Raw genomic sequence first — 23887 nt, forward strand, 5'->3', positions numbered from 1 at the left:
GCGGTCAAAGCCCTTCGACGGGTTTCAGCCCATTGGGGTTGCCATCGCCATCAAGAGTGATCGCGGCGACCTTTTCTTCGGCCTCTTTCAGCTTGGTCTCGCAGCGCGCCTTAAGCTTGGCCCCGCGTTCGTAAAGCGCAATGCTTTCGTCCAGCGCGACATTGCCATTTTCAAGTTGGCCCAGCACTTTTTCAAGCTCGGCCATGGCGGTCTCAAAGTTCATCTCTTCTACGGGTGTGTCAGACATTGCGCGCCTCGTTGTCGGAATTTCGCGCGACAATAGTGCTTCGCGCCGGGCATTGCCAGCGGGCTGGCATTATGAATTTTACCTATGTGTTTCGCTAAAAGGGCCGGGTCAGTCCGGGGCCAGCATATAGCCCGCGCCGCGCACGGTTTGCAGGTATTGCGGCTGTTTCGGATCGCTTTCGATCTTGCGGCGCAGGCGGGTGATCTGAACATCAACCGCGCGTTCCTGCGCTTGGCCCCGGTCGCGGCCCAATTCTTCGACAAGTTTTGACCGGCTGAGCGCGACACCGGGCTGCGCGGCGAAAATCTTCATCAGTTGCACTTCGGTCGCGGTGAGACGTACCAGATCGTCGCCCTGCCACATCTCACCCCGCTCCATGTCATAGCGGATCACGCCGAGCGACAGGACTTTTGGCGCGGCGTCGGCGGCTGAGGTGTCGGGCATACGGCGCAGGATCGCGTTGATGCGCAGCAGCAGTTCTTTGGGTTCAAAAGGTTTGGGCAGGTAATCATCCGCCCCGGCCTCCAACCCTTCGATGCGGTTGTCGGTCTCGCCCTTGGCGGTCAGCAGCAAGATCGGCGTTTGCAGGGTTTCGCGTAGGGATCGGGTCAGCGCCATGCCGTCTTCGCCGGGCATCATCACGTCGAGCACGATCAGATCAAACTCTAGCCCCGCCAGCACCCGGCGCGCATGGGCCGCGTCGCGGGCCGTGCTGACCAGAAAGCCGTTCCGCATCAGGAATTTCTTTAGCAGGCTGCGGATGCGCTCATCGTCGTCGACAACCAACAGGTGCGCGTCAAGCTCGTTCATGGGGCGCTTTCGCGGAGCCGGTCAAAGCTCTGGCGCATTTCGGGGTCCATCATGGCCTCCAATACCGTTCTGAAACCTGCCACGGCTTCGGGCCCGGCGGTGCGAAAGGCCAGCCGCATGCGCGCGCGCTGAGCATCGGAAAGCTCTTGTTCCAGCTTGCGACCATCGTCGGTCAGGAACAGATGCCGCTCGCGCTTGTCATTGCGGCCAACCTTGCTTTGCACCAGACCATCGGCGATCAGCGTGCGCAAGACACGGTTGAGCGATTGTTTCGTGACCCCGAGGATGTTGAGCAGGTTGTTCACCGTTGTGCCGGGGGCGCGGTTGATAAAGTGGATGGCGCGGTGATGTGCGCGGCCATAGGCCATATCGGCCAGAATCCTGTCGGGATCGGCAGTGAAGCCGCGATAGGCAAAGAACATCGCCTCGATCCCTTGCCGCAGTTGTTCGTCGGTCAAAAACAGCAGGCTGTCGCCGCTGCTTGGGGCCATCATCCGCCCGTCAGCCATAGTATCTCTCATTCTCTCTCGGGCCTGTTGGGGATCAGTTTACGTCAGCGTTGTTGACATTCCAATAGTGAAAGGCTATCGAATCCCGTGTTTCGCGCAATTAAATGTCTGCATATGCCGATTTTTGCGCAATTTTTGAAAAGATAGCGCGTCATTTGGGAGGGAAATACCATGGCAGGCGGATATGACAACCGAGATGGGCACATCTGGATGGATGGCAAAATGGTGGACTGGCGCGAGGCCAATGTCCACATCCTGACCCATGCGATGCACTATGCGTCTTCGGTGTTCGAGGGCGAGCGCGCCTATAACGGCAAGATTTTCAAAAGCCGCGAGCATTCCGAGCGCCTGAAGCGGTCGGCCGAAATGATCGATTTTGAGATCCCCTACACCATTGATGAGATCGAAGCCGCCAAGGCCGAAGTCCTCGCCGCCTCTGGCCTGCAAGACGCCTATGTGCGCGCGGTCGCATGGCGCGGTGTGGGCGAAGACATGGGTGTCGCCTCGGCCCGCAACCCGGTGCGCTTGGCCATCGCGGCATGGGAATGGGGTGCCTATTACGGTGACGCCAAGATGAAGGGCGCCAAGCTCGACATCTCCAAATGGAAGCGCCCCTCACCAGAGACGATCCCGAGCCACGCCAAGGCGGCAGGTCTCTATATGATCTGCACCATGTCCAAACACGCCGCCGAAGCGAAGGGCTGTTCGGACGCGATGATGTACGACTACCGCGGCTATGTGGCCGAGGCGACGGGCGCGAATATCTTCTTCGTCAAGGATGGCGAAGTGCACACGCCGACGCCCGATTGCTTCCTTAATGGCATCACCCGGCAGACCGTCATCGGCATGCTGAAGGACAAGGGGATTACAGTCCACGAGCGCCACATCATGCCCGAGGAACTCGAAGGTTTCGAGCAGTGCTGGCTGACCGGCACCGCCGCCGAAGTGACCCCGGTGGGCCAGATCGGCGACTGGAAATTCGAGGTGGGCGCGATCACGCGCGAAATCGCCTTGGACTATGAAAAGCTGGTGCGCAGCTAAACGCTGCCGCCGAACTTTGCCAAAGTTACCCCGCCGTCCTGCAAACCCTTGCGGACGGCGGTTGCGATTTGAACGGCCTCTGCCGTGTCGCCATGCAGGCAGATCGTGTCGATCCGCGTGGGGATGTGTTTCCCGCTTTCGGTGATGATCGCGCCGGCTTTGACCATCTCGACCATTCTGGCGGCGGCGTGATCGGCGTCATGGATCACCGCGCCCGGTTTGCTGCGATCGACCAGCGTGGCGTCGTCGTTATAGGCGCGGTCGGCGAAGATTTCTCCGGCCCATTTGCAGCCCAGTGATTTCACCGCCTGTTCCTGCGCCGTGGCGGCCAGCACCATGACGATGAGGTCAGGGGCCACGCTGAGCGCCGCTTCATAAAGATCACGGGCAAGTCCCTCATCTTCGGACGCCATATTCGCCAGCGCCCCGTGCAGTTTCAGATGCCTCACCTCGGCTCCGACGCTTCGGGCCATGCCGGTGCTGGCGGCGACCTGATAGCGGATCTGGTTCTGCAAGGTCCCGCGCGGCACCGAGAGGCGGTTGCGCCCGAAGCCAACCAAATCCATGAATCCCGGATGCGCGCCGATGCCGACGCCGTTTTCATCCGCCATGCGCATGGTCGCCGCCATCACATCCGCATCGCCCGCATGGCCGCCGCAAGCGATGTTGGCCGAAGTTACGACCTGCAACAGCGCCGCGTCGTCGCCCAGTTTCCATGGCCCAAAGCTTTCGCCCATGTCGGCGTTGAGATCGACGGTGGTCATGTCTTGTCCTCTTCGAAAGGGTCGGCGGTGGCCGAAACCACGCCGGAGATCAATTGGTATGCCAGCAGGTCGCGGATACGTGCGGGATCGCGCAGCAGCGGCTGACGTTGTTTGGGCAGGGCGGCGAGGTCGGCGCGGTGGCGTGTCTCGGCGGCCAGCGCTTCGTCGAGGTCGATGAACTCGAACCGCAGCGCAGCGCCGGGCTGCGCCTGCGCCACGATGGGCAGGTCACAGGGGATCACCGTGCCGATGCGGGGGTAGCCGCCGGTGGTCTGACATTCACACATCAGCACAAAGGGCGCGCCATCGCCGGTAATCTGGATATCGCCGGGGGTGATGACCTCTGAGACGATGGTCAACTGCCCGCCGGTGGCGAAACCTTCGCCCTCGTGATCCATCCGTGCGCCCATGCGGTTGGCGCGAGCGTCACGTCGAAAGGTGGTATCGGTAAAGCGCGCACGGGTTGCCTCGTCAAAGGCGTCGGTCTGCATGGAGACGACGATGCGCACACGCTCCGCGCCAAAGCGGCTGTCACGGGGCAGGGTCAGGTTCGTCTCTCCGCCCTTGTCCGCCCCCAGCGGCAGGGTCTCCCCGCTTTGCAGCAGGGTGCCGATGCCAGCGGCCAGATGGCTGGAGCGCGACTCCATCACCGGCTCAACATCAAAGCCGCCGCCCACATGCAGGTAACCATAGGCCCCATCCCGCGCACCGCCGATGGTCAGTTTGGCCCCCGCAGGCAGCAGGTGGCTGGCGTTCCATGCAATCGGCTCGCCGTCGATGCTCACTTGCATCTGCGCCCCGGTCAGCGCGATGCGGATGTCTACATCGGCTTGGAAACTGCCACCGCTGCCCGCCATCTCAAGCGCGGCACAGTTTGGGTCTTGCCCCAACAGGGCGGCCCCTTCGTGCAGGGCGGTCGGGTCCGCCGCGCCGCCATGGGTCAGGCCAAGGGCACGGTAGCCGGGGCGGCCAAGGTCTTGGACCGTCATCGCCGGGCCAGCTTGGAGGATGGTCAGCGTGCCGCTCATGTCTGCGCCTCCCGCTCGGCCCCGCCGGTGGGGTCATCGGCGATACGGTCGAACTCTTGCCGGGTGATGGATGGGAAAATCAGCTCATCGCCCGGCGACAGGGGAAGGGCATGTCGCTGCCGGGGCGGAAGGTGCGAAAGGCGGTCTGGCCGATGTGCCGCCAGCCGGTGGGGGAGGCATTGGTGAAGATGATCAACTGCCGGATCGCCACGACCAGCGCGCCGGAGGGCACGGATTTTGTCAGCCCCTGCTGGCGCGGGATGTCCCAATGCGAGGGCAGTTCACCCATATAGGGCTGGCCGGGGGCAAAGCCGATGGTGAGGACGCGCACGCGAGCCTGCGACAGCTCGGCTATGGCCGCGTCGGGGTCGAGGCCCGCGGCCTCGGCGGCTTCCTCCAACTGCGGGGCGAGGTCGGTGCCATAGACGGTCGGCACATGCCACAGGCTGCGCCCGGCGGGCAGGGCTTCGGCGAACCAATCGCGGGTTTCAAGCAAGTTGCGCAGGCGGTCGGTCATCTGTGTGATGGCGTCTTGGCTGACCTCAAACTGCACGAAGGTTGATACCAGCGAGGTGCTGGTCTCGCGCACCTCGGGCCAGTCCTGTTCCTCGACCGCCGCGCGAAAGGCGAGGGCGGCGCGGTTGGCCGGTTCGGACATCTTCTCGGCGAAGGTGATCAACAGGCCAGAGAGACCGACGCTGCGGATGCGGGGCCAGTCAGTCATTGGAGAGCATCCTTTCGTAAATGCGCGGCAGCAGCACCGGGGTCAGATACATCGGCAGTTGCCAGCAGCCGATAAAGATCATCAAGGGCGCCAGAACCTCGGGCGGGAGTGCGACGAGGAACAGCGCAATATTGCGGTTGCCCGCGCCGATCGCCAGCGGGCCGGCCACGGCATGCAGGGGGCCACGGCGCGTCAGAAGCAATGTGCCCGCCTGCAACAGATAGCTTAGGGCGAAGGCCAGCACCGTCCAGCCCGCCACCGCCCAAGGATCGCTCCGCAGCGCGGGGTTGAGTGCCGCCATGAGCCCGATGACGTTGACCGAGAAGGCCAGCACCGACGCCCCGTCGAGCGCCTCGATCTGACGCGCTGAGGGGCGCGGCAAGAGGACATGGCGCAGGGCAAAGCCCAAGCCCGTCGCCCCAAGTATCACCGCCAACAGACGCAGCGCGGCTTGGGCCACGTCCGAGGCTGGTCCGAGTTGCGGCAGCAAGGCCAAGACCGGCAGTACCGTCAGCGGAAAAGCCGCGGTGCCCAGCACCATCAGCTGCATCATCCGCCCGGCGTCGAGCCGCAGCAACAGGGCAAGGTTGACGCTGCCCGTCAGTGCCGGGGCCGCGGCGGCCAGCGTCACCGCCAGTGCCGCAGGGGTCTGCCCCAGCCCGGCCAGCACGAAGCCCCCAAGCAGCGCCAGCGGCAGTGCCGTCTGCAATGCCAGTACCGAGGCCAATCCCCAAAGCAGATCCCGTACAGCCCCAAGGGCCTCGCGATGCCCGATCCTGAGCGCGGTGATCGTCAGCAGCGCGGCGACCATCTGCGGCAACCACTCGGCCAGCGCCGCCGCAAGGTTGGGTAGTCCCAGCCCCGCCAGCAGCCCCACGATCAGGCAGGCCCGCGCATGGCGCGAGGCCAGTCTGAGGATATGCAGCATGATGGATCACCCGCTGGCCGGGCCGCTGCGCAGGTTTTCAGGCAACCACGTCGCCACTTCGGGGAACCAGATCAGCACGAAAACCATGAAAACCATGATCGCAAACATCGGCAGCGCGGCCTTGGTGATATAGCCCATTTCGTGATCGGTCATGCCTTGCAGCACGAAAAGGTTAAAGCCAATCGGCGGGGTGATCTGCGCCATCTCAACCACGACCACAACGAAGATGCCGAACCAGATCAGGTCGATGCCTGCGCCGCGCACCATCGGCTCCACCACGGCCATGGTCAGCACGACCGAGGAAATCCCGTCGAGGAACATACCCAGCACGATATAGAAGACCAAAAGCGCCATCAGCAGCTCAAACCGTGACAGCTCCATCGCCGCGATTCCGTCGGCCAAGGCACGGGGCAGGCCGGTGAACCCCATCGACAGTTTCAGGAACGCCGCGCCCGCAAGGATCAGCGCGATCATGGCGGAGGTGCGCATCGCGCCCATCAGGCTTTCGCGGAAGCTGTGCCAGTTCAGCGAGCCTTGGAACAGCGCCAGCGTCAGGGAGCCGATCACGCCGATCGCGGCGGCTTCGGTCGCCGTGGCAAAGCCGAGGTACATGGAGCCGATCACGACCGAGATCAGCGCAAAGACCGGCAGCAGGAAACGCGAGTTGCGCAGCTTGTCGGCAAAGCTCATGTCGGTCTCGATATCGGGGTTCCAGTCTTTCGACAGCTTACTGGTGATCGCGACATAGCCCATGAACATCAGCGCCAGCAGCAGGCCGGGCATGACGCCGGCAAAGAAGAGCTTGGTGATGCTTTCGTTCACCGTCACCCCGTAGACGATCAGCGCCAGCGAGGGCGGGATCATCAGGCCCAGTGTCGCGGCCCCGGCCAGCGTGCCGATGATCATCTTCTCAGGATAGTTGCGCGCCCGAAGTTCGGGGATCGACATTTTGCCCACGGTCGTCAGCGTCGCGGCGGAAGAGCCGGAGACGGCGGCAAACACGGTACAGCCCACGATATTGGTATGCACCAACCCGCCCGGCAGTTTCGCGAGCCACGGCGACAGCCCGCGAAACATGTCTTGTGACAATCGCGTGCGGTAAAGGATTTCGCCCATCCAGACAAAGAGCGGCAGCGCGGTCAGCGTCCAGCTAGAGGAGCTGGCCCAGATGGTGGTGATCATCGCGTCGCCAACAGGGCGCGTGGTGAACAATTCCATCCCGACCCATGCAACGCCCATCAGGGCCAGCCCGACCCAGACACCGGTGCCGAGCAGGAAAAACAGGACCATCAGAAATAGGGCGATGGCGTAAATCTCGGTCATGGCGTCATTCCCCGAAGCTTTGATCGACAAGATCACGGGTGACGCGGTGGTCGCCCTTAAAGATGAGATGCAATAGGTTGTCTGTCAGCGCGATGGCGAGGATCCCGCCGCCGATCACCATGACCGATTGAGGCATCCACAGCGCGGTGGCATCTTGGTCTTGGCTAACCTCGTTGAACTTCCACGACCAGTAGACGAACCAATAGGCGTAATAGGTGAAGTACCACGCGACCGCCGCCGCCACGGCGAAACACCAGATATCAAGCAGCCGCTTCCCGCCCGTGCTCAGCGCATTGAGCAGGATCGACACGCGGATATGCGAGCCGCGGTTCAGCGCATTGGCAAAGGCGAGGAAGCTTGCCCCGGCCATGGCATAGCCCGCATAGCTGGCTGCGCCCGGAAAGACATTGCCGGTCCAACGGGCGACCATCTGGGCCACGATCAAGGTGAGGATGGCCACCAGACAGAGCGCCGCCAGCGCCCCCGCCCCGATGTAAAGCCCGTCCAATAGTCTGCGCAGCGCCTTCATCTGGCTCTCCCTCAGTCAAGTCATGCCCCGGCATGAGAACGGCGGCCCGAATAACGGACCGCCGCAGGTTTCGTGATTATTGCATCGCCTTATAGTCGTCGACGATCGCCTGACCGTCTTCGCCCGCGGCTTCGAGCCATTCTTGCGTCATGGTCTCACCCACTTCGCGCAGGCCGGACATCAGCTCTTCGCTGGCAGGCTCCACGTTCATGCCGCCTTCGCGCAGCCCGTCATAGGTGAACTGGGTGTAGTCCTTGGAGGCTTGCAGGCCACGTTCTTCGGCCTCGGTGGCGCAGGTGGTGATCGCCTCTTTGTTGGCGTCCGTGACTTCGGCCCAGACATCGGCGTTCACCATCACGTAGTTGCGCGGCAGCCAAGCGTCGACCTCGTAGAAATGCGTCAGGCTTTCCCAGACCTTCTGGTCATAGCCGGTGGCCCCCGACGAGATCATCGATTCCGCAACGCCCGTGGCGAAGGCTTGGCTGACTTCGGCGGCTTCGATGGTGACGGGCGACATGCCGGTCAGTTCGGCCAAACGCGCGGTGGTGTTGTTGTAGGAGCGAAACTTGACGCCCTTCATATCCTCGACCGAGCCGACTTCTTTCTTGAAGTAGAGCCCTTGAGGTGGCCATGGCACGTTATAAAGCAGGACGAGGTTCTGCTCTTCCAGCACGGCTTCGACTTTGGGCTTGGCGGCTTCCCAGAGCTTCGCGCTCGCCTCGAAAGAAGGCGCGAGGAAGGGGATGGAGTCAAAGCCGAAGACCGCGTTCTCGTTCTGGTGGCCAGAGAGCAGACGCTCCCCGATCTGAACCTGACCGGTCTGGATCGCGCGTTTGATGTCGGCCCCAGCGAAAAGTGCGCCGCCCGGATGCACAGTGATCTCGATCTCGCCGCCGGTGGCTTCGGTCACGCATTCGGCGAATTGCACGCCGTTCTCGGAATGGAAGTTCGAGGCCGAATAGGCCATCGGCATGTCCCATTTCTCGGCCGCGAAGGCAGGCATGGCGGTGCCGAGTGTCAGGGCGGTCATCGCCGCGCCGGCCATCAGTCTTGCTGTCAGTGTCATGTGGTTTCTCCCTTGTTTATTTGCGTGCGCGCTTGGCGTTATCTGTCAAAGCGCTGGGGGTGATACGGGGTCAGATCCGTGTTTGGCGGCTGCCCCGTGATCAATCCGGCGATCAGTCGGCCCGTTTTCGGCCCGCCCGTCAACCCGATGTGGTGATGCCCGAAGGCGGTATAGACCCGGCTCGTCCCGATCTGCCCGATCAGGGGCAGCGAGTCGCTGGGGGCGGGTCGGTGCCCCAGCCATTCGATCTCTTCCTCGGCGGTGAGGTTGGGAAAGGCGGCCTTGGCCTGACGGCGCAGCAGCGCCAGTGGCGCTTTGGATGCGCCCGCCTTCAGCCCGCCGAATTCGACGATCCCGGCGCAGCGCAGCCCCTCGGCCATCGGCGTGGCCACGAATTTGCCCGCTGCCATCATGGTGGGGCGCGACGGGCCGCCCTCAGCATCCTTAAACACGATATGATAGCCGCGTTCGGATTCCAGCGGCACATTGATCCCCAGCTTGCGCATCAGCGGTTTCGACCAGACGCCGGTGGCCAGCAGCACGTCGTCGCAGGGCAGGGGGCCTTGATCGGTGAGGACCGAAGTGACCTCTTCATCAAGGACCGTGATGTCCTCAACCTCGGCCCGTCTAATAGTGCCGCCCATCCCCTCAAACGCTTTTGCCAAAGCCCGAACATAGCCGCCGGGGTCGGCGATGAAACCGTGGTCGGCCAACCGGGCGATGCAGGTGATCTGCGGGCCATAGGCCGGGTCAAATTCCCTGACCGCGCCGCCTTCGATGATCTCCGGCTCGAAACCCGCCTCGCGGCGGAGCGCCCATGTATAGGCTTCGGCCTCAAATGCCGCGCGGCTGGTATAGGCAAAGCAATAGTCGCTGTCGCGCACCCAATCGGCCAGCCCCAGATCGGCGCAGAGGGCTTTGTGTTGCGCCACGCTGTCGCTCACGATGGGCACCAGCCCGGCAGAGATGCGGCGGGTGTCGGCATCGTTGGCGTGGCTCATGTAGCGGCGTAGCCATGGCAGCAGACGTGGGAGATAGGGCCAACGCAGGAACAGCGGAAACTCGGGGTCGCGCAGCATCCCCGGCGATTTCCGCATCAGGCCCGGCCCGGTCACCGGCGCGACGCCCGCCGCCGCCAGCACGCCGCCGTTGCCATGCGAGGTGCCCCGCCCCGGCTCAGACCGGTCCAGCAGCGTCACTTCCGCCCCGGCGCGGCGCAGCCAGATCGCGGCAGAGACGCCGACAATTCCGGCGCCGATGACGACGACATGCTGGCTCATGGGTGGCGGCTTTCGTTTTCGCGTTGGGTCATGGCTGGGTTCCTTTGGGGCATCTTTACACAAAAAATCACCACGTCAACAAAATGCTGATAAAATGTCATCGTTAGGGTTTCGCTTGTCTCGCGCTGCCCGCAAATGCACCCTGCGCCCAAACGGAGGGCATATGGCAAACGAGACAGGCGCGCGGCTGGGGATACTGATGCTCGACACGCGGTTCCCCCGCATTCTGGGCGATGTCGGCAATGCGGGGAGCTGGCCCTTTCCGGTGCGCTATGCCGTGGTGCCGGGGGCCACGCCCGAAGCCATCGTTTGCGATGATATCGAACCCTTTGTGCAGGCATTCATTGCGGTGGGGCGGGACTTGGTCGCGGAAGGCTGCACTGGCATCGCCACCACCTGCGGGTTCTTGGCCCTGATCCGGCCCCGTCTGGCCGAGACGTTGGACGTGCCCGTTGCCGCCTCGGCGTTAGAGCAGGCCGAACAGATCGCGGCCTGCCTGCCGCCCGGGCGCAGGGTGGGGATTTTAACGATCTCGGCCAGCACCCTTTCGCCCGCCCATCTGCGCGCGGCGGGCGTGCCCGAAGGCAGCCCGGTGATGGGGTTGGAAGGCAGCAGTTTCGCCCGGACGATCCTTGGCAATTTGCCCGACCTTGAAGTGCCGCAGGCGCGTGCCGAGATGGTGCAGGCGGCGCAGCGGTTGGTGGAGGCCCATGCGGATGTCGGCGCGATCCTGTTGGAATGCACGAATATGGTGCCCTACGCCCCCGATATCGCGGCGGCGACCGGGCGGCCCGTGCATTCGATCCATAGTTATCTCAACTGGTTTCACGCAGGGTTGCAGCCTCCCCGCTTCGCCTAGACCGGATCGCGCAGCCAGTTGTCGGCAAAACAGACTTGGCTCACCCCGGCGAGCGGCAGGAGACGGTGCACTTCCGCCTCAAACGCCACCTGCCGTCCCTTGCCCCAGCGGATGCCACGCTCGGGCCACAGCGCAGTGATGCGCAGCTCATCCGCGTCTCGATGCGCTTTCATATCAACGCGGCCCACCAGCCGGTCGCCCTGTAGCAAGGGGAAAACATAGTAGCCGTATGTACGCTGCGCCTCGGGCACGAAGACTTCGATCCGATAGTCAAAACCGAAGAGCCGTGCCGCGCGTTTGCGGTCGCGCAGGGCGGGGTCGAAAGGGCTGAGCACCCGAAGCCGTTTGGGCGGTTCGCGGGTAAGGGCGGGGTCTTCGGCCCAACCGGGGCGAACAAAGGCAGGGCGCAGGCTGCCATCGGCGGCCTCGATATCAATCTCCTCCAACCGCCCGGCGGCCTGTTCGGCCGCGCACCATCCGCGCGCCTCGGCGGGAGAGATATGGGCCCAGAAGGCCGCGAGCTCCCCCGCCGTGGCAAAGCCTAAACGCGCCAGCGCCTGATCGCAGCACCAGTCGATTGTCTGCCCTGTGTCGGGGGCATTGGCCGGATCGTGCAGCACGGCGGGCACCGCACGTTCGGTCAGATCATAGCGTTTGCGAAAGCCCTCGCGCCCGGTCACCGCCAGCGCGCCGCTGCGCCACAGATATTCCAGCGCGGTTTTCGACGGATGCCACTGCCACCAGCCCCCGCTGCTGCGCGGCTCGTCCCGGCCCACATCTGATGAGGTGACGCTGCCCTCCGCGCGGACCTGCGCCAGCACGCTTTGCATCTGCGCTTCGAAATCATGGCGCTGCCAGTCCTTCCAACGGCCCAGCAGCTTTGCCGCATCGCGGGTGCGGCGCAGGTGCCACTGGGGGTAGAATTCCATCGGGATGACGGCGGCGTCATGGGTCCAATGCTCAAACAGCGCGCGGTCTTTTTCATAGAGCCGTTTCAGGGCGGCGGGGCGATACCGAGGACGCCGTGCAAAGAGGATCAGATCATGCGCCCGCGCCACGGTATTGATGCTGTCGAGCTGCACAAACCCCAAGTCATGGATCAACTTGAGCAGTGCCGCGCCCTTGGCCGGGCCCTGCGGCGGGTCGGACAGCAGGTGACGCGCCAAAAACAACCGCCGCGCGGCGGCATTGGCGAGCCTTGGGCGGCTCACCCCTGACGGCGGCGGCGCAGGGTGTCGCCCAGCGACAGCGTCGGGGTCAGGGTGATCTGGGTCTGCATTTCCGGGTCCGGCTCGGGCTGGGTCTGGTTGAGGATGATCCGCGCCGCTGCCTGACCGATCTCGTTCCGGCAGGCATCCATCGTCGCCAATTGACGCGGCAAACCTTGCAACAGTTCGACGTTGTTGAACCCCGCCAAACCGATCTGACCGGGGATATCGATGCCTTGATCGATCAGATGCAACAGCCCGCCTGCGCCAATCATGTCATTGGAGTAATACAGGAAATCGAGGTCGGGTGAGCGTTCCAACATTTCTTGCGTCATCTCACGACCCTTGGCCAGCGCGGAGCCGCCGGAGTAAAAGGCGCGGTCTTCGATCTCCACCCCTGCCTTGGCGAGCCCTTCGGTGAAACCTTCGAACCGTTTGCGGGCGCGGTGATCCAGCGGCATTTTCGTGCCCATGAAACCGATCCGCTCATAGCCTTCGCGCAGGATCGCCTGCGCCATCTCGCGCCCCGCGCGACGGTGTGAGATACCCACCATCGCATCGACGGGTTTGCCGTCGGTGTCCATGATCTCGACCACCGGAATGCCTGCATTGCGCAGCATGGCGCGGGTGGCGTCGGAATGTTCCAGCCCCGCGATGATCACCCCCGAAGGCCGCCACGAGAGCATCTCATAGAGCACCCGCTCTTCCTTCTCGGGGAGGTAGTCCGTCACCCCCACGACCGGCTGCAGCGGGGTGTCTTCGAGCACCTGATTGATGCCGTTCAGGACTTCGGGAAACACCATATTGCCCAGCGACGGGATCACCACCGCCACAAGGTTCACGCGCTGGCTGGCCAGCGATCCGGCGATCTGGTTGGGCACATAGCCGAGCGCCTTGGCGGCGGCGAGAACACGGTTGCGGGTGGCCTCTGACACGTCGCCGCGTTTGCGCAGGACACGGCTGACCGTCATCTCGGAAACGCCACAAGCATCGGACACATCGCGTAGGGTCAACGGGCGTTTGGGGGTGTGGTCAATTTGGTTTTCCTGTTTGCCTCACCCATAGGTAGCGCGAAGCGGGACGCGCGATCAAGCACTGCCGCAGTCTGGCCGTGCAGTCAGGTCGTGCAGTCGGGCCGGGGCGCCGCACCAATCGGTGGCCATTCTGCCGATGACATCGCCCCCTGCTTGCGCTAAACCGCCCCTGTCGGCCCCGTGGCTCAACTGGATAGAGCAGCCCCCTCCTAAGGGGCAGGTTGCAGGTTCGAATCCTGCCGGGGTCACCATGCGCCTTGCGCGATGCCAACATCTGCCCCATTCACCCCGTTGTTGCTTGAAATCCCCAACCGGTCTGTCAGATTGCGCGGGATATAATCAGGAATGGCAGAGGCTTTGATGAAAACAGGAACTTTTGTGATCGGGGCGGCCTTGCTGGCTGTTGCCGGATGTACGGTGCCCGCGACCGCGCCACAGGGCGGGTCGGCACGGGTGGGCAATCTGCCAGAGTCGGTGGTGCGCCTTGCCGCGCCGAACCAAGACCTATCCACGGCGCGTTTGCTGCCCGAAGATGGCTGCTATTGGTATCAGCACAGCGGTCCGGTTGAGACGACGATGGTGCCGCTGCGGGCGGTGGGCGGCAATCCGATCTGCACCAAACGTCAAGCCTAATGAGAACGGGGACCGCCTGTTCGCGGTCCCCGTCCTGCGTCGCGGCTTAGCTGCGCGCGACGACGCTTTCTTCTGCCGAATAGAGATAGGCCGTCGAGCCGGTCCGCACATTCGGGTAGAGTTGGTTAATATGCGCCATAATCATCCGCACACAGCCAGAGCTGGCCCGCCCACCAATGCTGCGCGGCTCGGGTGTGCCGTGGATACGCAGATAGGTGTCACGGTTGCCTTCGAATAGATAAAGCGCCCGTGAACCGAGGGGGTTCTCAGGGCCGGGGGCACGCCGTCTTCGAGGCCCGCGTAAAGCTCGGGATCGCGCTTGATCATGTTCTGGGTGGGCGTCCAATGCGGCCATTCCACCTTGCGCTTGATCGTATAGGTGCCCGGCTCATAAAGGTTGCCGCGCGCAATCGCCACGCCGTAGCGCATCGCGGTGCCGCCTTCTTCGATATGGTAGACATAGCGTGCAACGGCATCGACGTGAACGTCACCGACGCGCAGATTGTCGTTCGCCACAACCCGCTGAGGCAGGAAACGCGGGTGGACGCCCCAAGGGTTGCTGGTCGCCGGATCAAACCCTGTCGGGGTGATCCGCGCGTCCCATGCGGCTTTCTCCGCTTCGCTGGGGCGGGTGCGTGCCATCAAAGGAGTGGCAATCGCGCCGGAAAAAAGCGCTGTGGTGGTCTGGATGAAATGACGTCTTGTCAGCATGTGGTCGCTCCGTGGTTGACCTCTCTGCGCAGGGCAGGGTCGTATGCGTGTATGAAAGACTAACGGCCTTTCCCCGCCGGAGGTTCAAGGAAGAAGGCCGTTGCTAAAGAGAATGTGATCTAAAACACACGGTTTTCACGAAAACAGGGGCGCGCAGGGGGCCGCGCGCCCCGAAGGCACTGGGGGTGAGGGTGGGGTTGGCGGTGCCCGCTCAGCCACGGCCCCGGTAGGGCGGCACGCCCTGATCGGGGATCCAGACGCCCTCGGGCAGGGGGCCGGTCTGCCAGAACACATCGATGGGGATGCCGCCGCGCGGGTACCAATAGCCGCCGATCCGCAGCCATTGCGGATCAAGGAAATCGGCCAAGCGGCGCGCGATGGAGACCGTGCAATCCTCATGGAAAGCGCCGTGATTGCGGAACGAGGTCAGGAAGAGTTTGAGCGATTTGGATTCCACCAGCCACGGGCCGGGCACATAGTCGATCACCAGATGCGCAAAGTCCGGCTGGCCGGTCATCGGACAGAGCGAGGTGAACTCGGGCGCGGTGAAACGCACGTTATAGGCCACATCGGCCTGCGGGTTCGGCACCCGCTCCAACTCGGCCTCTTCGGGGCTGGCGGGAATGCGGGTCTCACCGCCGAGTTGTTTGAGATTGCTGTAGATGTCTTCGGACATAGGTGTCTCCATCGGTCAGACGCCGCGCTTGTTGCCCCAGATCAGGACATGAAGCTGCGGCAGGATGCGGGGGCGAACCAGTGATCGGTCATGGCAAGGTCGGTCAGCCAACCAAGACGGTCGGCCAGCGCCTGCGGGTCAACCGGCGTGGCGGGGTCGACCTCGGGATTGCCGGGCTGGAGGTAGAGCGGGATATCGGGGTGATGCGCATGCACTTCGCGGGCCCAGTGGTAGTCGATCTCATCGAAGATCACGATCTTCATCACCTGTTGGCGCGCCTGAGCGCCGAAGGCCCGGCAGGCGTCGAAGGCATCCCAATCGACAGTCTCACCGCTTGAGGGCGGTTTGGGAGAGAGCACCAGCGTATCAAGATCGGCAAACCATGGGCGCGCGATGGAGCCTTGGGTCTCGCAGGCGAAACGGTAGCCCGTGGCCTGCCCCATCCGGATCAGCGGGCCGAAATCCTGAATTGCCGGGTTGCCTCCGGAAAGGGAAACGGTCAGCGGTTGATCCTTGGAGAGTTTGCGGATCCGGCGCCAGATATCCTCGGTGGACATGGGGGCCCAGCTATGGCGGTATTGGCTGTCGACGGCGTGCAGGCTGTCGCACCAGCTACACCGATAGTCACAGCCGCCCGCGCGAACGAATACCGTCGGTTCCCCGATCAGCGCGCCTTCGCCCTGAATGGTGGGGCCGAAAATCTCGGCTATGCGCAGGCTCATGGCCGGTATTCCGCCCATGTCTTGGGGGTCTCGCTGACCAGCACGGCACTGGTCTCAGGCCAGCGTGCAGCGCACCAATCATAGAAGTGTTTTGCCATGTTCTCAGCGGTGGAGGGGCCATTCATGACATCGTTCAGATGCCGGTGATCAAAGTGATCGTCGATATAGATCTTGAGCGCCTTCAGGTCGTGATAATCGCGCACGAAGCCATCGGCATTCAGCGCCTCGGCGGCCAGTTCGACCACGACGATATAGTTGTGCCCATGCAGCCGCGCGCATTGGTGGTCGTCGGGCAGGTGGGTCAACTGGTGGCTGGCGGAGAAGTGGAATTCCTTGCGAATACGGAACATCAGCCTTCCCCTCGTGTGGCGAGTGCCGTGGTCCAATAGTCCGGGTCGGCATAAACCGTCGGGTCGGTGACCTCGGCCAAATGAAAGGCTTCGCGCCGCTCGACACAGGTGCCGCAGCGCCCGCAATGGACCGCGCCGCCTTTGTAGCAAGACCACGTCTCGGCGAAAGGCGTGGTATGGCGCGCGCCTTGGCGGACGATCTCGGCCTTGCTTTGCTCGACGAAGGGCGTGCGCAGGCGCACATTGGCATAGCCGTCGAGTGCGGCCTGCTGCATCGCGTCGAAGGCGCGGGTGAAGCCGGGGCGGCAGTCAGGATAAATGAAGTGGTCGCCACCATGCACGGCGGTCGCCACGGCCTCATCGCCTTGCGCTGCCGCGATGCCAAAGCCGATCGACAGCATGATCGCATTGCGGTTTGGCACGACGGTGATCTTCATCGTGTCTTCGGCGTAATGCCCATCGGGCACGTCGATATCATCGGTCAGGGCGGAGCCTGACAGCGCAGCACCGATGCCGCGCATGTCGATCAGGTGGAACGGCACGCCAAGCCGTTTGGCGGCGGCTTCGGCGAAGTCGACCTCCTTGCGGTGGCGTTGACCATAGTCGAAAGAGACAAGCCGGGTGAGGTGATGCTCAGCGGCGGTGATATGCGCAAGCGACACGGAATCGAGTCCGCCTGAGCAGATGACAAGTGTTTTCATTCTGGGGCCCTTGTTTTGATGTCCGGGTAGGCTGCGACCGGATGGCGGGGCTTATTTCAGAATTTTCAGAGATTGCAAGGCTTCCGGGCAGCGGCGCCGGGTCGCAGGCATAAGGGCAGGAGGGTCGCTGTCGGAGCCCGTTAAAATAAGGGATTTGGCCTTAACGATTAAACCTAAGTTAACTTTAGCCAGGTCCGAATCCGCGCTAAGGTGAGGATATGTTGAAAAGCAGCCAAAGCGTCACGCTTGACGCCAGCCATTATGAATTGATCGAGGCGATGACCGACGAAGTGGTCATCCTTGACGCCACCGGCGAGATTGTCGCGGTAAATATGGCGTGGAAGATCTTTTGCGAAGAGAACGGCGGGGACGCCGGGTCGCATTATGTCGGGGCCAATTACTTTGACATCTGCAAAGCGGCGGTGATGGATTCCGTGGTGCAGGCGGAAACCGTTCTGGACGGGCTGCGACAGGCATTGAGAACCGGTGCCGCCTTTGAGGGGGAATACCCCTGTGATGGGCCGGGCGTGCGGCGCTGGTTTCAGCTGAACGCCAACCGCATGACAATCCAAGGCGCGCCCTGTCTGCTTTTGCAGCACCGCAATGTCACCACGCGCCGCATGGCCCATGACGATATCGAGCGTGCCCATGTGCGTGCTGAAACCTTTGCCGCCCTCGTCGCCACCACGGGTGAAGCGATCCTGACCTATGATATGGATGGCCGTATCATCAGCTGGAACCCCGCCGCCGAGCGGCTTTATGGTTATACCGAAGAGGAGGCATTGGGCCGGTCGGTCGAGCTTTTGTATCCGCTGGATTGGCCGACACGGGTGCTTGAATATCGCGATCAGATTATGGCGGGTAAGTTGCGCCAGTTCGATGCGGTGCGGGTCGCCAAGGACGGCACCGAGCGGCATGTCACAATCGCCTGCACGCCCATCCGGACGCTGTCGGGGGATATCGTTTCAATCTCGAATATCCACCACGATGTGACCGCGACGCGCAAAGCCGAAGAGGTGCGCGATCTCGTCTCGCGCGAGGTCATCCACCGCGCCAAGAACATGCTGTCTTTGGTGACTGCGATGCAGCGTCAAACGGCGAGTTCGGCCGCCTCGCTGGCGGAGTTCAACAAATCCTTCGGGGACCGTATTCAGGCGCTGGCCCGTTCAACCGATTTGCTGGTTGATGGTGGATGGTCCTCTGTGGACCTTGCACAACTGGTCCGGGCGCAATTGGACCCCTTCTTGCATTTGCAAGGCAAGGGGGTGGATGTGGCAGGCCCCACCGTCGCATTGGGGCCGCAGGCTTTGCAATTGATCGGCATGGCGCTGCATGAACTGGCGACGAATTCCACCAAATACGGTGTGATGAGCGGCGGGCGCGGCGATATCCGGTGCCATTGGTCGCACACCGAAAAGGGCGGTCTGCGTTTCCAGTGGGTCGAGACCGGCATCACATTTGATTCTTCCGCCAAAAAAGCGTCTGGCTTTGGCAGCAAGGTGCTTTCCGTATTGGCCCCCGCCATGGTCAATGGCTCGGCGGATACGGTGACCAGTGAAGACGCGCTGACTTGGACCGTGACGATCCCCGCCGCGCATCTTGTCAAGGTGACCTGAAGGTCACGAAACCTTGCTCCTCGGGGGATGTATGCCCGCAAGGGCCGTTCCCGGTGGCGCAAAATGGCGCTTTTGCGGAACTCTCCTGCGCTGGAAACTTGTTCCTTCCCCAGACACGTCGTTTGGAAAAGCAATAGGAGGCTAGGATGGCCGAAGGACAGGACAAGACCGCAAAGCTTTACCGCATGGTGATGGAGCAGCACCTCTGTCCCTTTGGGTTGAAGTCTAAAGACCTGCTGGAGCGGCAGGGCTATCACGTCGAAGATCACCACCTTACCACGCGCGAAGAGACCGACGCCTTCATGGCAAAAGAGGGTGTGGAAACCACGCCGCAGACCTTTATCGATGGTGAGCGGATAGGCGGCTACGACGATCTGCGTGTGCATTTCGGTCTGGACAAGCCCAAGGAAGAACAGTCGGACACCAGCTATCAGCCCGTCATCGCCATTTTCGGCGTGGCCTTCCTGATGGCACTGGGCCTTTCTTGGTACGCCTTCGACAGCATCTTCACCCTGCGGGCATTTGAATGGTTCATCTCGATCTCGATGTGTTTCCTCGCCGTACAAAAATTGCAGGACATCGAGAGCTTTTCCACGATGTTCCTGAACTACGACCTGCTGGCGCAGCGTTGGGTGCCCTATGGCAAGGTCTACCCCTTTGGCGAGGCGCTGGCCGGTATCCTGATGACAGCCGGCGCGCTGACATGGCTGTCGGCCCCCGTCGCGATTGTCATCGGCGCGATCGGCGCGGTGTCGGTGATCAAGGCGGTCTATGTCGACAAGCGCGAGCTGAAATGCGCCTGTGTGGGTGGCTCAAGCAATGTGCCGCTTGGGTTCGTCTCGCTCACCGAGAACGTTATGATGCTGGGCATGGGGATTTGGATGTTAATCAAGGTCTACGGCTAAGCGGAACGGGGCGCGCCGAGGTTTGGGCGTAGGCTGGTATCAGGGGGATATCTGGTCGGGCTGAGAGGATTCGAACCTCCGACCCCCTGCTCCCGAAGCAGGTGCGCTACCAGGCTGCGCTACAGCCCGACCGATGTGCAGCGCATAGCGCAGCGTGGCGTAATTGGCAATTGGTCAGTTGTAGGGATTTTGCGGTGCGGATGGGGAGATCGGGCGCAGTTGGGGGCGCTGCCCCCGCAGCCTTTGGCTGCTCCCCCGCGGGTATTTGAGAAAGAATGAAGGGGAAGCGGCGGGGCGTGAACCCCGCCGCGGTTCTTTAGAGGCTCGCGTCGAGCGCTTTGAGGATCGCGTTACCCATTTCTTCGGTCGTGATGGGAGTGCCGCCTTCGGGGCCCATCAGATCGGGGGTGCGGGCGCCGTCGGCCAGTGCCTGTTCGACGGCTTTTTCCAGGCGCGCGGCTTCTTCGCCTTGGTCGAAGGAATAGCGCAGCGCCATGGCGAAGCTGAGGATGCAGGCGATCGGGTTGGCTTTGCCTTGGCCCGCGATGTCGGGCGCGGAGCCGTGGACGGGCTCGTAGAGGGCTTTGGGCCGGCCATCGGCATTGGGCGCGCCGAGGCTGGCGGAGGGCAGCATGCCGAGGCTGCCCGTGAGCATGGCGGCGCAGTCGCTGAGGATGTCGCCGAAGAGGTTATCGGTGACGATGACGTCGAATTGTTTGGGGGCCCGGACCAGTTGCATGGCGCCGTTGTCGGCATACATGTGGCTAAGTTCGACATCGGGATATTCGGCGTCACGAACCCGTTGGGTGACTTCACGCCACAGGATGCCGCTTTCCATGACATTGGCTTTTTCCATGGAGCAGACTTTGTTGCCCCGGCGGCGGGCGAGTTCAAAGGCGGAGCGGGCGACGCGCTCAATCTCGCTTTCGGTGTAGCGCTGCGTATTGATGCCGACGCGCTCGTTGCCTTCCTCGAAGATGCCGCGCGGTTCGCCGAAGTAGACGCCGGAGGTCAGTTCGCGCACGATCATGATGTCGAGGCCCGCGACGATGTCTTTCTTGAGCGAGGAGAAATCGGCCAGCGCGTCAAAGCATTGTGCCGGGCGCAGGTTGGAGAAGAGGTCCATTTCCTTGCGCAGGCGCAAAAGGCCGCGTTCGGGTTTGACCGAGAAGTCGAGGTCGTCGTATTTCGGGCCGCCGACGGCGCCCAGAAGCACCGCGTCGACTTCGAGGGCGCGGGCCATCGTGTCGTCGTGCAGGGGCGTGCCGTGTTTGTCATAGGCCGCACCGCCGACCAGATCATGCTCTACGTCGAAGGCCAGATCGCGCTTTTCGCCGAACCAATCGATGATGCGCGTGACCTGCGCCATAACCTCGGGACCGATGCCGTCGCCGGGGAGGATGAGCAAGGATGGGTTGGCCATGGGAAACTCCTGAAAATACGGTTGGAGATTGGGTAGCCTGCGGGTTCCGGAGGGTCAAGATAGCGGCGCGTCAGCGGGTGAGGTCGACCCAGACCAGTGCATGGCGGCTGGCGTCTTCCCCTCGGGCCAAATGAGGCCAGCGTCGAGCACCTGCCAGTCGCGGGAGGGCAGGATGTAGTCGACGCGCATCGGGCCGGTTTGCGACCAGTCGACTGTAGATTGGTCGGGCAGCGGATCTTGCAAGGTGGGGTGAGCGAGCAGCCTGGCGATGGCGTCACCGCGTCCTTCACCGCGCGTAGGATCAAGGTTGGCATCGCCGAGGAGGATGAAAGCATCTTGGGGCGGGGTGCCGATCACTCCGGCAAGGTGGTGAGACCAGAAGGCTGTTTCATCGTGGTTGCGGCGGCCGTTGCGGTCTTCGGGGCCGTCGAAAACGGGTGGGGTGGCGTGGTAGGTCAGCAGGGTGACTGGGCCGTCGGGCAGCTGGACGGGCAGGGCCCAGTGGCTGTTGGACGACAGACGTTGCGTGGCGTGGGCCTCGGCTCCGGCGAAGGGCTTGCCGTCGATCATCGGGTAGAGCGAGCCGGGGAGGTCGCGCCAAATGAGGGTGCTGAAGTCCTGTAGGTCTTCTGTCAGGATCGGGTGGCGTGAGAGGAGCGCCATGGCGCCTTGGCCAAAGAAACGGCCATAGCCTTGGGCGTCGCGCGGGCCACCGAGCTTGCCGTCACCGTTCAGATCTACATCGCTTTGGCGGCCTGCGTTGGGGGGTGCGGCAAAGCGGTGGGGGTAGGGCGCGCCTGCGGCGGTGAGGGCATCGGCGAGGGCATTAAGGGCGCTGCGTTCGAGATCGTAGTCAATGCCTTGGAGGGCGATGATATCGGGATCGGCGGCGGCGATGGTCTGCACCACCGAAGCGATGCTTGGGTCATCGCCGCGCAGGATGTCGCGCAGCAGAATGCCCGGCCCTTTGCGTGACAATTCGGTGTTGAAGGTGGCGATGCGCAGCGGCTCGGCCTGTGCGAAACCAGTCAGCAGGAAAAACGCCAGCAGCAGTCTGATCAGGCGGCCTGCATATGCGCTTCGGCGTAGGCGCGGCGGCGTTTGTCGTGGATCATCTCGGCCACGCGCCCCATGGCGATGCCCCGCATAATCATACTGGCCGGAAGGAATGCCCATGCGCTTATTGTCCAGATCATGGTTTGCGGATTGCTGAGTGAGATCGGATCTAGCAGATCGGCAGTGGCTTTGACCACTGCGGGGATGATGAAGGGCAACAAGAACCCAAGCGCGATGTTGATCCGTGCATCGCGTTGCAGACGGTAAAGCACGTCGCCCCCGGCGGTCGGATCAAAGAGCGGCAGATTCACCCAGACGTTAAAGGCGCCTTGGCGGGCGGGCCAGCCCATGACCCGCACCAGCACCACGAAGGTCGCCAATGCGATGAGCGAAACGAGGTAGGCCAGCCCCGCTGCCGTGCGGATCAAATTGACCGCCTCATAGGGGGCATCGGCGGGCATCATCAGCACGACCAGCCGCACCGGAGAATAAGGGAAATCGAGCGCGTTGCCCAAGATCACGCCGAGCGAGGTCAGTGCGCCTGTCAGCAGGGTGGGGGCCGCTTGGCCCCGTGCGATCAGTGACAGAACGACGATGGTGAACAGCAGGCTGATGAAGCGCAGCCGATTGAAGGGTGGCGCATCGCGAAATTCGACGATGCTCGGTTGGCGCGAGTTGTATTCCATGAAGGTCAAAATCGACGCGATACAGGCGAGGAGCAGGGTGATCTGGCTCGATTCCGCATCGGCGCCCGGCAAAAGGAGCGCAGGTGTGGCTATCAATAGCGCCACCAATAGGCCACGCGTCGCCGCGCCTGTCATTCGTCCGATCACTGCTCTGCCCTTCCAAACTGGCCAGACGCGATACATTGCCGCGTGCTTGTTCCAACTTGATGGCCCCGGTTGCTGGGGCTCGCCTCATTATTGTCCAATTTTTGCCTTCTTTCCGCGCGCGCCTCAAGGCTCCGCGTGGAGAAGAGCAGGGTTATGGGGTATTTTGAGGGAAAGGGTGGTGCGTTCTTGCATCAATTTCGTGGCAGGTTGATGGCAGGCCGCAACATCTTGTGGGCGCTGGATTTACGCCCACAAGTTGAGTTTAGAAATGGCCCTTAGACCCAAGGACGGCTCTGGTTGAGCGAATCCTCATAGGTGTCGATCGCCGTGCCCTTTTCAAGCGTCAGGCCGATGTCGTCCAGACCGTTGAGCAGGCAGTGCTTTTTGAAGGCATCGACTTCGAAGGGGAACTTCTCACCGTCCGAAGTGGTGACAGTCTGGCCTTCCAAATCAATGGTCATCCGCGCGTTGGAGCCCTTCTCGGCGTCCTTCATCAGCACGTCGACTTGCTCTTGCGGGAGAACGATCGGCAGGATGCCGTTCTTGAAGCAGTTGTTGTGAAAGATGTCCGCAAAGCTGGGCGCGATGACGCAGCGGATGCCGAAATCCTTGATCGCCCAGGGCGCATGCTCGCGCGAGGAGCCGCAGCCGAAGTTGTCGCCTGCGACAAGGATTTGCGCGTCGCGGTATTGTGGTTGGTTCAGCACGAAATCGGGGATTTCGTTGCCTTCGCGGTCATAGCGCATTTCGTCGAACAGGTTCACGCCAAGGCCCGAGCGTTTGATCGTTTTGAGAAAGACCTTGGGGATGATCATGTCGGTGTCGATGTTCACCAGCGGCATGGGAGCCGCGGTGCCGGTGATTTCTGTAAACTTTTCCATCGGGTTATCCTTCGGAGATTGCGGGAACCG

Annotated in this window: 24 protein-coding genes, 2 tRNA genes and 3 pseudogenes; 6 read left to right on the forward strand and 23 right to left on the reverse strand. The window is 62.6% G+C overall.

All coding sequences use genetic code 11. From position 1 onward, the window contains the following. Positions 1-4: 4 nt before the first annotated feature. The 3 genes from ACFQAU_RS08790 to ACFQAU_RS08800 all read right to left on the reverse strand — a co-directional run bounded on the left by ACFQAU_RS08790 (position 5) and on the right by ACFQAU_RS08800 (position 1566). On the reverse strand, positions 5-247 hold the full coding sequence (locus ACFQAU_RS08790; RefSeq protein WP_067264990.1) for an exodeoxyribonuclease VII small subunit: 243 nt from the start codon (positions 245-247) through the stop codon (positions 5-7). A gap of 108 nt (positions 248-355) precedes the next feature. Continuing rightward, positions 356-1057, reverse strand: a complete 702-nt coding sequence (locus tag ACFQAU_RS08795; RefSeq protein WP_067628577.1) for a response regulator — start codon at positions 1055-1057, stop codon at positions 356-358. Next, positions 1054-1566 carry a MarR family winged helix-turn-helix transcriptional regulator gene (locus ACFQAU_RS08800; protein ID WP_120349920.1) on the reverse strand — a complete coding sequence of 171 codons (513 nt, stop codon included), beginning with the start codon at positions 1564-1566 and terminating at the stop codon, positions 1054-1056. Before ACFQAU_RS08800 ends, ACFQAU_RS08795 begins: the two co-directional genes overlap by 4 nt. Before the next feature lie 171 nt (positions 1567-1737). Here ACFQAU_RS08800 and ACFQAU_RS08805 point away from each other — a divergent pair, with 171 nt between their 5' ends. Further along, positions 1738-2607 (forward strand): branched-chain amino acid aminotransferase, encoded by an 870-nt coding sequence (locus tag ACFQAU_RS08805; protein ID WP_132444049.1) that lies wholly within the window; start codon positions 1738-1740, stop codon positions 2605-2607. Here the strand turns inward: ACFQAU_RS08805 and ACFQAU_RS08810 are convergent. The 8 genes and pseudogenes from ACFQAU_RS08810 to ACFQAU_RS08845 form a co-directional block, all read right to left on the reverse strand. After that, positions 2604-3371, reverse strand: a complete 768-nt coding sequence (locus tag ACFQAU_RS08810; protein WP_132444050.1) for a LamB/YcsF family protein — start codon at positions 3369-3371, stop codon at positions 2604-2606. The two genes, ACFQAU_RS08805 and ACFQAU_RS08810, sit on opposite strands and share 4 nt — an antisense overlap. Then, positions 3368-4399 carry a 5-oxoprolinase subunit C family protein gene (locus tag ACFQAU_RS08815; RefSeq protein WP_132444051.1) on the reverse strand — a complete coding sequence of 344 codons (1032 nt, stop codon included), beginning with the start codon at positions 4397-4399 and terminating at the stop codon, positions 3368-3370. The genes ACFQAU_RS08810 and ACFQAU_RS08815 overlap by 4 nt, the downstream gene beginning before the upstream one ends. Continuing rightward, positions 4396-5123 (reverse strand): annotated as a pseudogene (locus tag ACFQAU_RS08820) (5-oxoprolinase subunit B family protein). The gene ACFQAU_RS08815 and the pseudogene ACFQAU_RS08820 overlap by 4 nt, the downstream one beginning before the upstream one ends. Further along, complete coding sequence (locus ACFQAU_RS08825; protein WP_165935541.1) at positions 5116-6051, reverse strand: hypothetical protein; 936 nt, start codon at positions 6049-6051, stop codon at positions 5116-5118. The pseudogene ACFQAU_RS08820 and the gene ACFQAU_RS08825 overlap by 8 nt, the downstream one beginning before the upstream one ends. 6 nt (positions 6052-6057) lie before the next feature. Next, on the reverse strand, positions 6058-7374 hold the full coding sequence (locus tag ACFQAU_RS08830; RefSeq protein WP_132444053.1) for a TRAP transporter large permease: 1317 nt from the start codon (positions 7372-7374) through the stop codon (positions 6058-6060). Positions 7375-7378: 4 nt separating this feature from the next. After that, a complete protein-coding gene (locus ACFQAU_RS08835) occupies positions 7379-7903 on the reverse strand; it encodes a TRAP transporter small permease (protein WP_132444054.1) in 525 nt (174 codons plus the stop codon). 76 nt (positions 7904-7979) lie between these two features. Next, complete coding sequence (locus tag ACFQAU_RS08840; protein WP_067942360.1) at positions 7980-8969, reverse strand: TRAP transporter substrate-binding protein; 990 nt, start codon at positions 8967-8969, stop codon at positions 7980-7982. Between the two features lie 38 nt (positions 8970-9007). After that, on the reverse strand, positions 9008-10249 hold the full coding sequence (locus ACFQAU_RS08845) for an NAD(P)/FAD-dependent oxidoreductase (RefSeq protein WP_132444055.1): 1242 nt from the start codon (positions 10247-10249) through the stop codon (positions 9008-9010). 163 nt (positions 10250-10412) lie between these two features. Here ACFQAU_RS08845 and ACFQAU_RS08850 point away from each other — a divergent pair, with 163 nt between their 5' ends. Continuing rightward, positions 10413-11108: an aspartate/glutamate racemase family protein gene (locus ACFQAU_RS08850; protein ID WP_132444056.1), complete on the forward strand. Its 696-nt coding sequence runs from the start codon at positions 10413-10415 to the stop codon at positions 11106-11108. On the opposite strand, the gene ACFQAU_RS08855 is transcribed toward ACFQAU_RS08850, so the two are convergent. Further along, complete coding sequence (locus tag ACFQAU_RS08855; protein WP_132444057.1) at positions 11105-12319, reverse strand: winged helix-turn-helix domain-containing protein; 1215 nt, start codon at positions 12317-12319, stop codon at positions 11105-11107. The genes ACFQAU_RS08850 and ACFQAU_RS08855 overlap by 4 nt on opposite strands. Beyond that, positions 12316-13287, reverse strand: coding sequence for a LacI family DNA-binding transcriptional regulator (locus ACFQAU_RS08860; protein WP_386281750.1), 972 nt, complete (start codon positions 13285-13287; stop codon positions 12316-12318). Before ACFQAU_RS08860 ends, ACFQAU_RS08855 begins: the two co-directional genes overlap by 4 nt. Positions 13288-13524: 237 nt before the next feature. Between ACFQAU_RS08860 and ACFQAU_RS08865 the strand changes: the two genes are divergently transcribed. Together ACFQAU_RS08865 and ACFQAU_RS08870 are read left to right on the forward strand one after the other, a co-directional pair. Beyond that, positions 13525-13601: transfer RNA gene (locus tag ACFQAU_RS08865), tRNA-Arg, on the forward strand. A 109-nt stretch (positions 13602-13710) separates the two neighbouring features. Continuing rightward, a complete protein-coding gene (locus ACFQAU_RS08870) occupies positions 13711-13983 on the forward strand; it encodes a hypothetical protein (protein ID WP_120352118.1) in 273 nt (90 codons plus the stop codon). A gap of 46 nt (positions 13984-14029) precedes the next feature. Here ACFQAU_RS08870 and ACFQAU_RS08875 read toward each other — a convergent pair. From ACFQAU_RS08875 to queC, 5 genes and pseudogenes are all read right to left on the reverse strand, one after another. Next, positions 14030-14694, reverse strand: a pseudogene (locus tag ACFQAU_RS08875) (L,D-transpeptidase). A gap of 211 nt (positions 14695-14905) precedes the next feature. Beyond that, on the reverse strand, positions 14906-15370 hold the full coding sequence (gene queF, locus ACFQAU_RS08880; RefSeq protein WP_067624216.1) for a preQ(1) synthase: 465 nt from the start codon (positions 15368-15370) through the stop codon (positions 14906-14908). A gap of 15 nt (positions 15371-15385) precedes the next feature. Next, positions 15386-16092 (reverse strand): annotated as a pseudogene (gene queE, locus ACFQAU_RS08885) (7-carboxy-7-deazaguanine synthase QueE). Beyond that, positions 16089-16442, reverse strand: a complete 354-nt coding sequence (gene queD / locus ACFQAU_RS08890; RefSeq protein ID WP_132444059.1) for a 6-carboxytetrahydropterin synthase QueD — start codon at positions 16440-16442, stop codon at positions 16089-16091. The pseudogene queE and the gene queD overlap by 4 nt, the downstream one beginning before the upstream one ends. Continuing rightward, positions 16442-17143 (reverse strand): 7-cyano-7-deazaguanine synthase QueC, encoded by a 702-nt coding sequence (gene queC, locus ACFQAU_RS08895; RefSeq protein WP_120349931.1) that lies wholly within the window; start codon positions 17141-17143, stop codon positions 16442-16444. Before queC ends, queD begins: the two co-directional genes overlap by 1 nt. A 218-nt stretch (positions 17144-17361) precedes the next feature. On the opposite strand from queC, the gene ACFQAU_RS08900 reads away from it, so the two are divergent. Both ACFQAU_RS08900 and ACFQAU_RS08905 read left to right on the forward strand, forming a co-directional pair. Next, positions 17362-18759 (forward strand): sensor histidine kinase, encoded by a 1398-nt coding sequence (locus ACFQAU_RS08900; protein WP_132444060.1) that lies wholly within the window; start codon positions 17362-17364, stop codon positions 18757-18759. Positions 18760-18905: 146 nt separating this feature from the next. Then, complete coding sequence (locus ACFQAU_RS08905) at positions 18906-19664, forward strand: MauE/DoxX family redox-associated membrane protein (RefSeq protein WP_132444061.1); 759 nt, start codon at positions 18906-18908, stop codon at positions 19662-19664. Between the two features lie 52 nt (positions 19665-19716). Here the strand turns inward: ACFQAU_RS08905 and ACFQAU_RS08910 are convergent. The 5 genes from ACFQAU_RS08910 to leuD all read right to left on the reverse strand — a co-directional run bounded on the left by ACFQAU_RS08910 (position 19717) and on the right by leuD (position 23857). After that, a tRNA-Pro gene (locus ACFQAU_RS08910) sits at positions 19717-19793 on the reverse strand. A 187-nt stretch (positions 19794-19980) separates the two neighbouring features. Continuing rightward, on the reverse strand, positions 19981-21087 hold the full coding sequence (leuB, locus tag ACFQAU_RS08915; RefSeq protein ID WP_067939242.1) for a 3-isopropylmalate dehydrogenase: 1107 nt from the start codon (positions 21085-21087) through the stop codon (positions 19981-19983). A 54-nt stretch (positions 21088-21141) separates the two neighbouring features. After that, a complete protein-coding gene (locus ACFQAU_RS08920; protein ID WP_386281759.1) occupies positions 21142-22263 on the reverse strand; it encodes an endonuclease/exonuclease/phosphatase family protein in 1122 nt (373 codons plus the stop codon). Continuing rightward, the gene (locus ACFQAU_RS08925) at positions 22146-22976 is read right to left on the reverse strand and encodes a hypothetical protein (RefSeq protein ID WP_120349935.1); all 831 of its coding nucleotides are present in this window, start codon (positions 22974-22976) and stop codon (positions 22146-22148) included. The genes ACFQAU_RS08920 and ACFQAU_RS08925 overlap by 118 nt, the downstream gene beginning before the upstream one ends. Before the next feature lie 275 nt (positions 22977-23251). Beyond that, complete coding sequence (gene leuD / locus ACFQAU_RS08930; protein ID WP_120349936.1) at positions 23252-23857, reverse strand: 3-isopropylmalate dehydratase small subunit; 606 nt, start codon at positions 23855-23857, stop codon at positions 23252-23254. Positions 23858-23887 lie beyond the last annotated feature (30 nt).

The sequence above is a fragment of the Sulfitobacter profundi genome (assembly GCF_042661425.1).
Taxonomy (GTDB): domain Bacteria; phylum Pseudomonadota; class Alphaproteobacteria; order Rhodobacterales; family Rhodobacteraceae; genus Sulfitobacter; species Sulfitobacter profundi.

Bases quoted from the DNA above. Each gene is read 5' to 3' on its own strand.
- ACFQAU_RS08790 (WP_067264990.1), bottom strand. From the start codon at position 247: ATGTCTGACACACCCGTAGAAGAGATGAACTTTGAGACCGCCATGGCC.
- ACFQAU_RS08795 (WP_067628577.1), bottom strand. From the start codon at position 1,057: ATGAACGAGCTTGACGCGCACCTGTTGGTTGTCGACGACGATGAGCGC.
- ACFQAU_RS08800 (WP_120349920.1), bottom strand. From the start codon at position 1,566: ATGGCTGACGGGCGGATGATGGCCCCAAGCAGCGGCGACAGCCTGCTG.
- ACFQAU_RS08805 (WP_132444049.1), top strand. From the start codon at position 1,738: ATGGCAGGCGGATATGACAACCGAGATGGGCACATCTGGATGGATGGC.
- ACFQAU_RS08810 (WP_132444050.1), bottom strand. From the start codon at position 3,371: ATGACCACCGTCGATCTCAACGCCGACATGGGCGAAAGCTTTGGGCCA.
- ACFQAU_RS08815 (WP_132444051.1), bottom strand. From the start codon at position 4,399: ATGAGCGGCACGCTGACCATCCTCCAAGCTGGCCCGGCGATGACGGTC.
- ACFQAU_RS08825 (WP_165935541.1), bottom strand. From the start codon at position 6,051: ATGCTGCATATCCTCAGACTGGCCTCGCGCCATGCGCGGGCCTGCCTG.
- ACFQAU_RS08830 (WP_132444053.1), bottom strand. From the start codon at position 7,374: ATGACCGAGATTTACGCCATCGCCCTATTTCTGATGGTCCTGTTTTTC.
- ACFQAU_RS08835 (WP_132444054.1), bottom strand. From the start codon at position 7,903: ATGAAGGCGCTGCGCAGACTATTGGACGGGCTTTACATCGGGGCGGGG.
- ACFQAU_RS08840 (WP_067942360.1), bottom strand. From the start codon at position 8,969: ATGACACTGACAGCAAGACTGATGGCCGGCGCGGCGATGACCGCCCTG.
- ACFQAU_RS08845 (WP_132444055.1), bottom strand. From the start codon at position 10,249: ATGAGCCAGCATGTCGTCGTCATCGGCGCCGGAATTGTCGGCGTCTCT.
- ACFQAU_RS08850 (WP_132444056.1), top strand. From the start codon at position 10,413: ATGGCAAACGAGACAGGCGCGCGGCTGGGGATACTGATGCTCGACACG.
- ACFQAU_RS08860 (WP_386281750.1), bottom strand. From the start codon at position 13,287: ATGACGGTCAGCCGTGTCCTGCGCAAACGCGGCGACGTGTCAGAGGCC.
- ACFQAU_RS08870 (WP_120352118.1), top strand. From the start codon at position 13,711: ATGAAAACAGGAACTTTTGTGATCGGGGCGGCCTTGCTGGCTGTTGCC.
- queF (WP_067624216.1), bottom strand. From the start codon at position 15,370: ATGTCCGAAGACATCTACAGCAATCTCAAACAACTCGGCGGTGAGACC.
- queD (WP_132444059.1), bottom strand. From the start codon at position 16,442: ATGTTCCGTATTCGCAAGGAATTCCACTTCTCCGCCAGCCACCAGTTG.
- queC (WP_120349931.1), bottom strand. From the start codon at position 17,143: ATGAAAACACTTGTCATCTGCTCAGGCGGACTCGATTCCGTGTCGCTT.
- ACFQAU_RS08900 (WP_132444060.1), top strand. From the start codon at position 17,362: ATGTTGAAAAGCAGCCAAAGCGTCACGCTTGACGCCAGCCATTATGAA.
- ACFQAU_RS08905 (WP_132444061.1), top strand. From the start codon at position 18,906: ATGGCCGAAGGACAGGACAAGACCGCAAAGCTTTACCGCATGGTGATG.
- leuB (WP_067939242.1), bottom strand. From the start codon at position 21,087: ATGGCCAACCCATCCTTGCTCATCCTCCCCGGCGACGGCATCGGTCCC.
- ACFQAU_RS08920 (WP_386281759.1), bottom strand. From the start codon at position 22,263: ATGGGCATTCCTTCCGGCCAGTATGATTATGCGGGGCATCGCCATGGG.
- leuD (WP_120349936.1), bottom strand. From the start codon at position 23,857: ATGGAAAAGTTTACAGAAATCACCGGCACCGCGGCTCCCATGCCGCTG.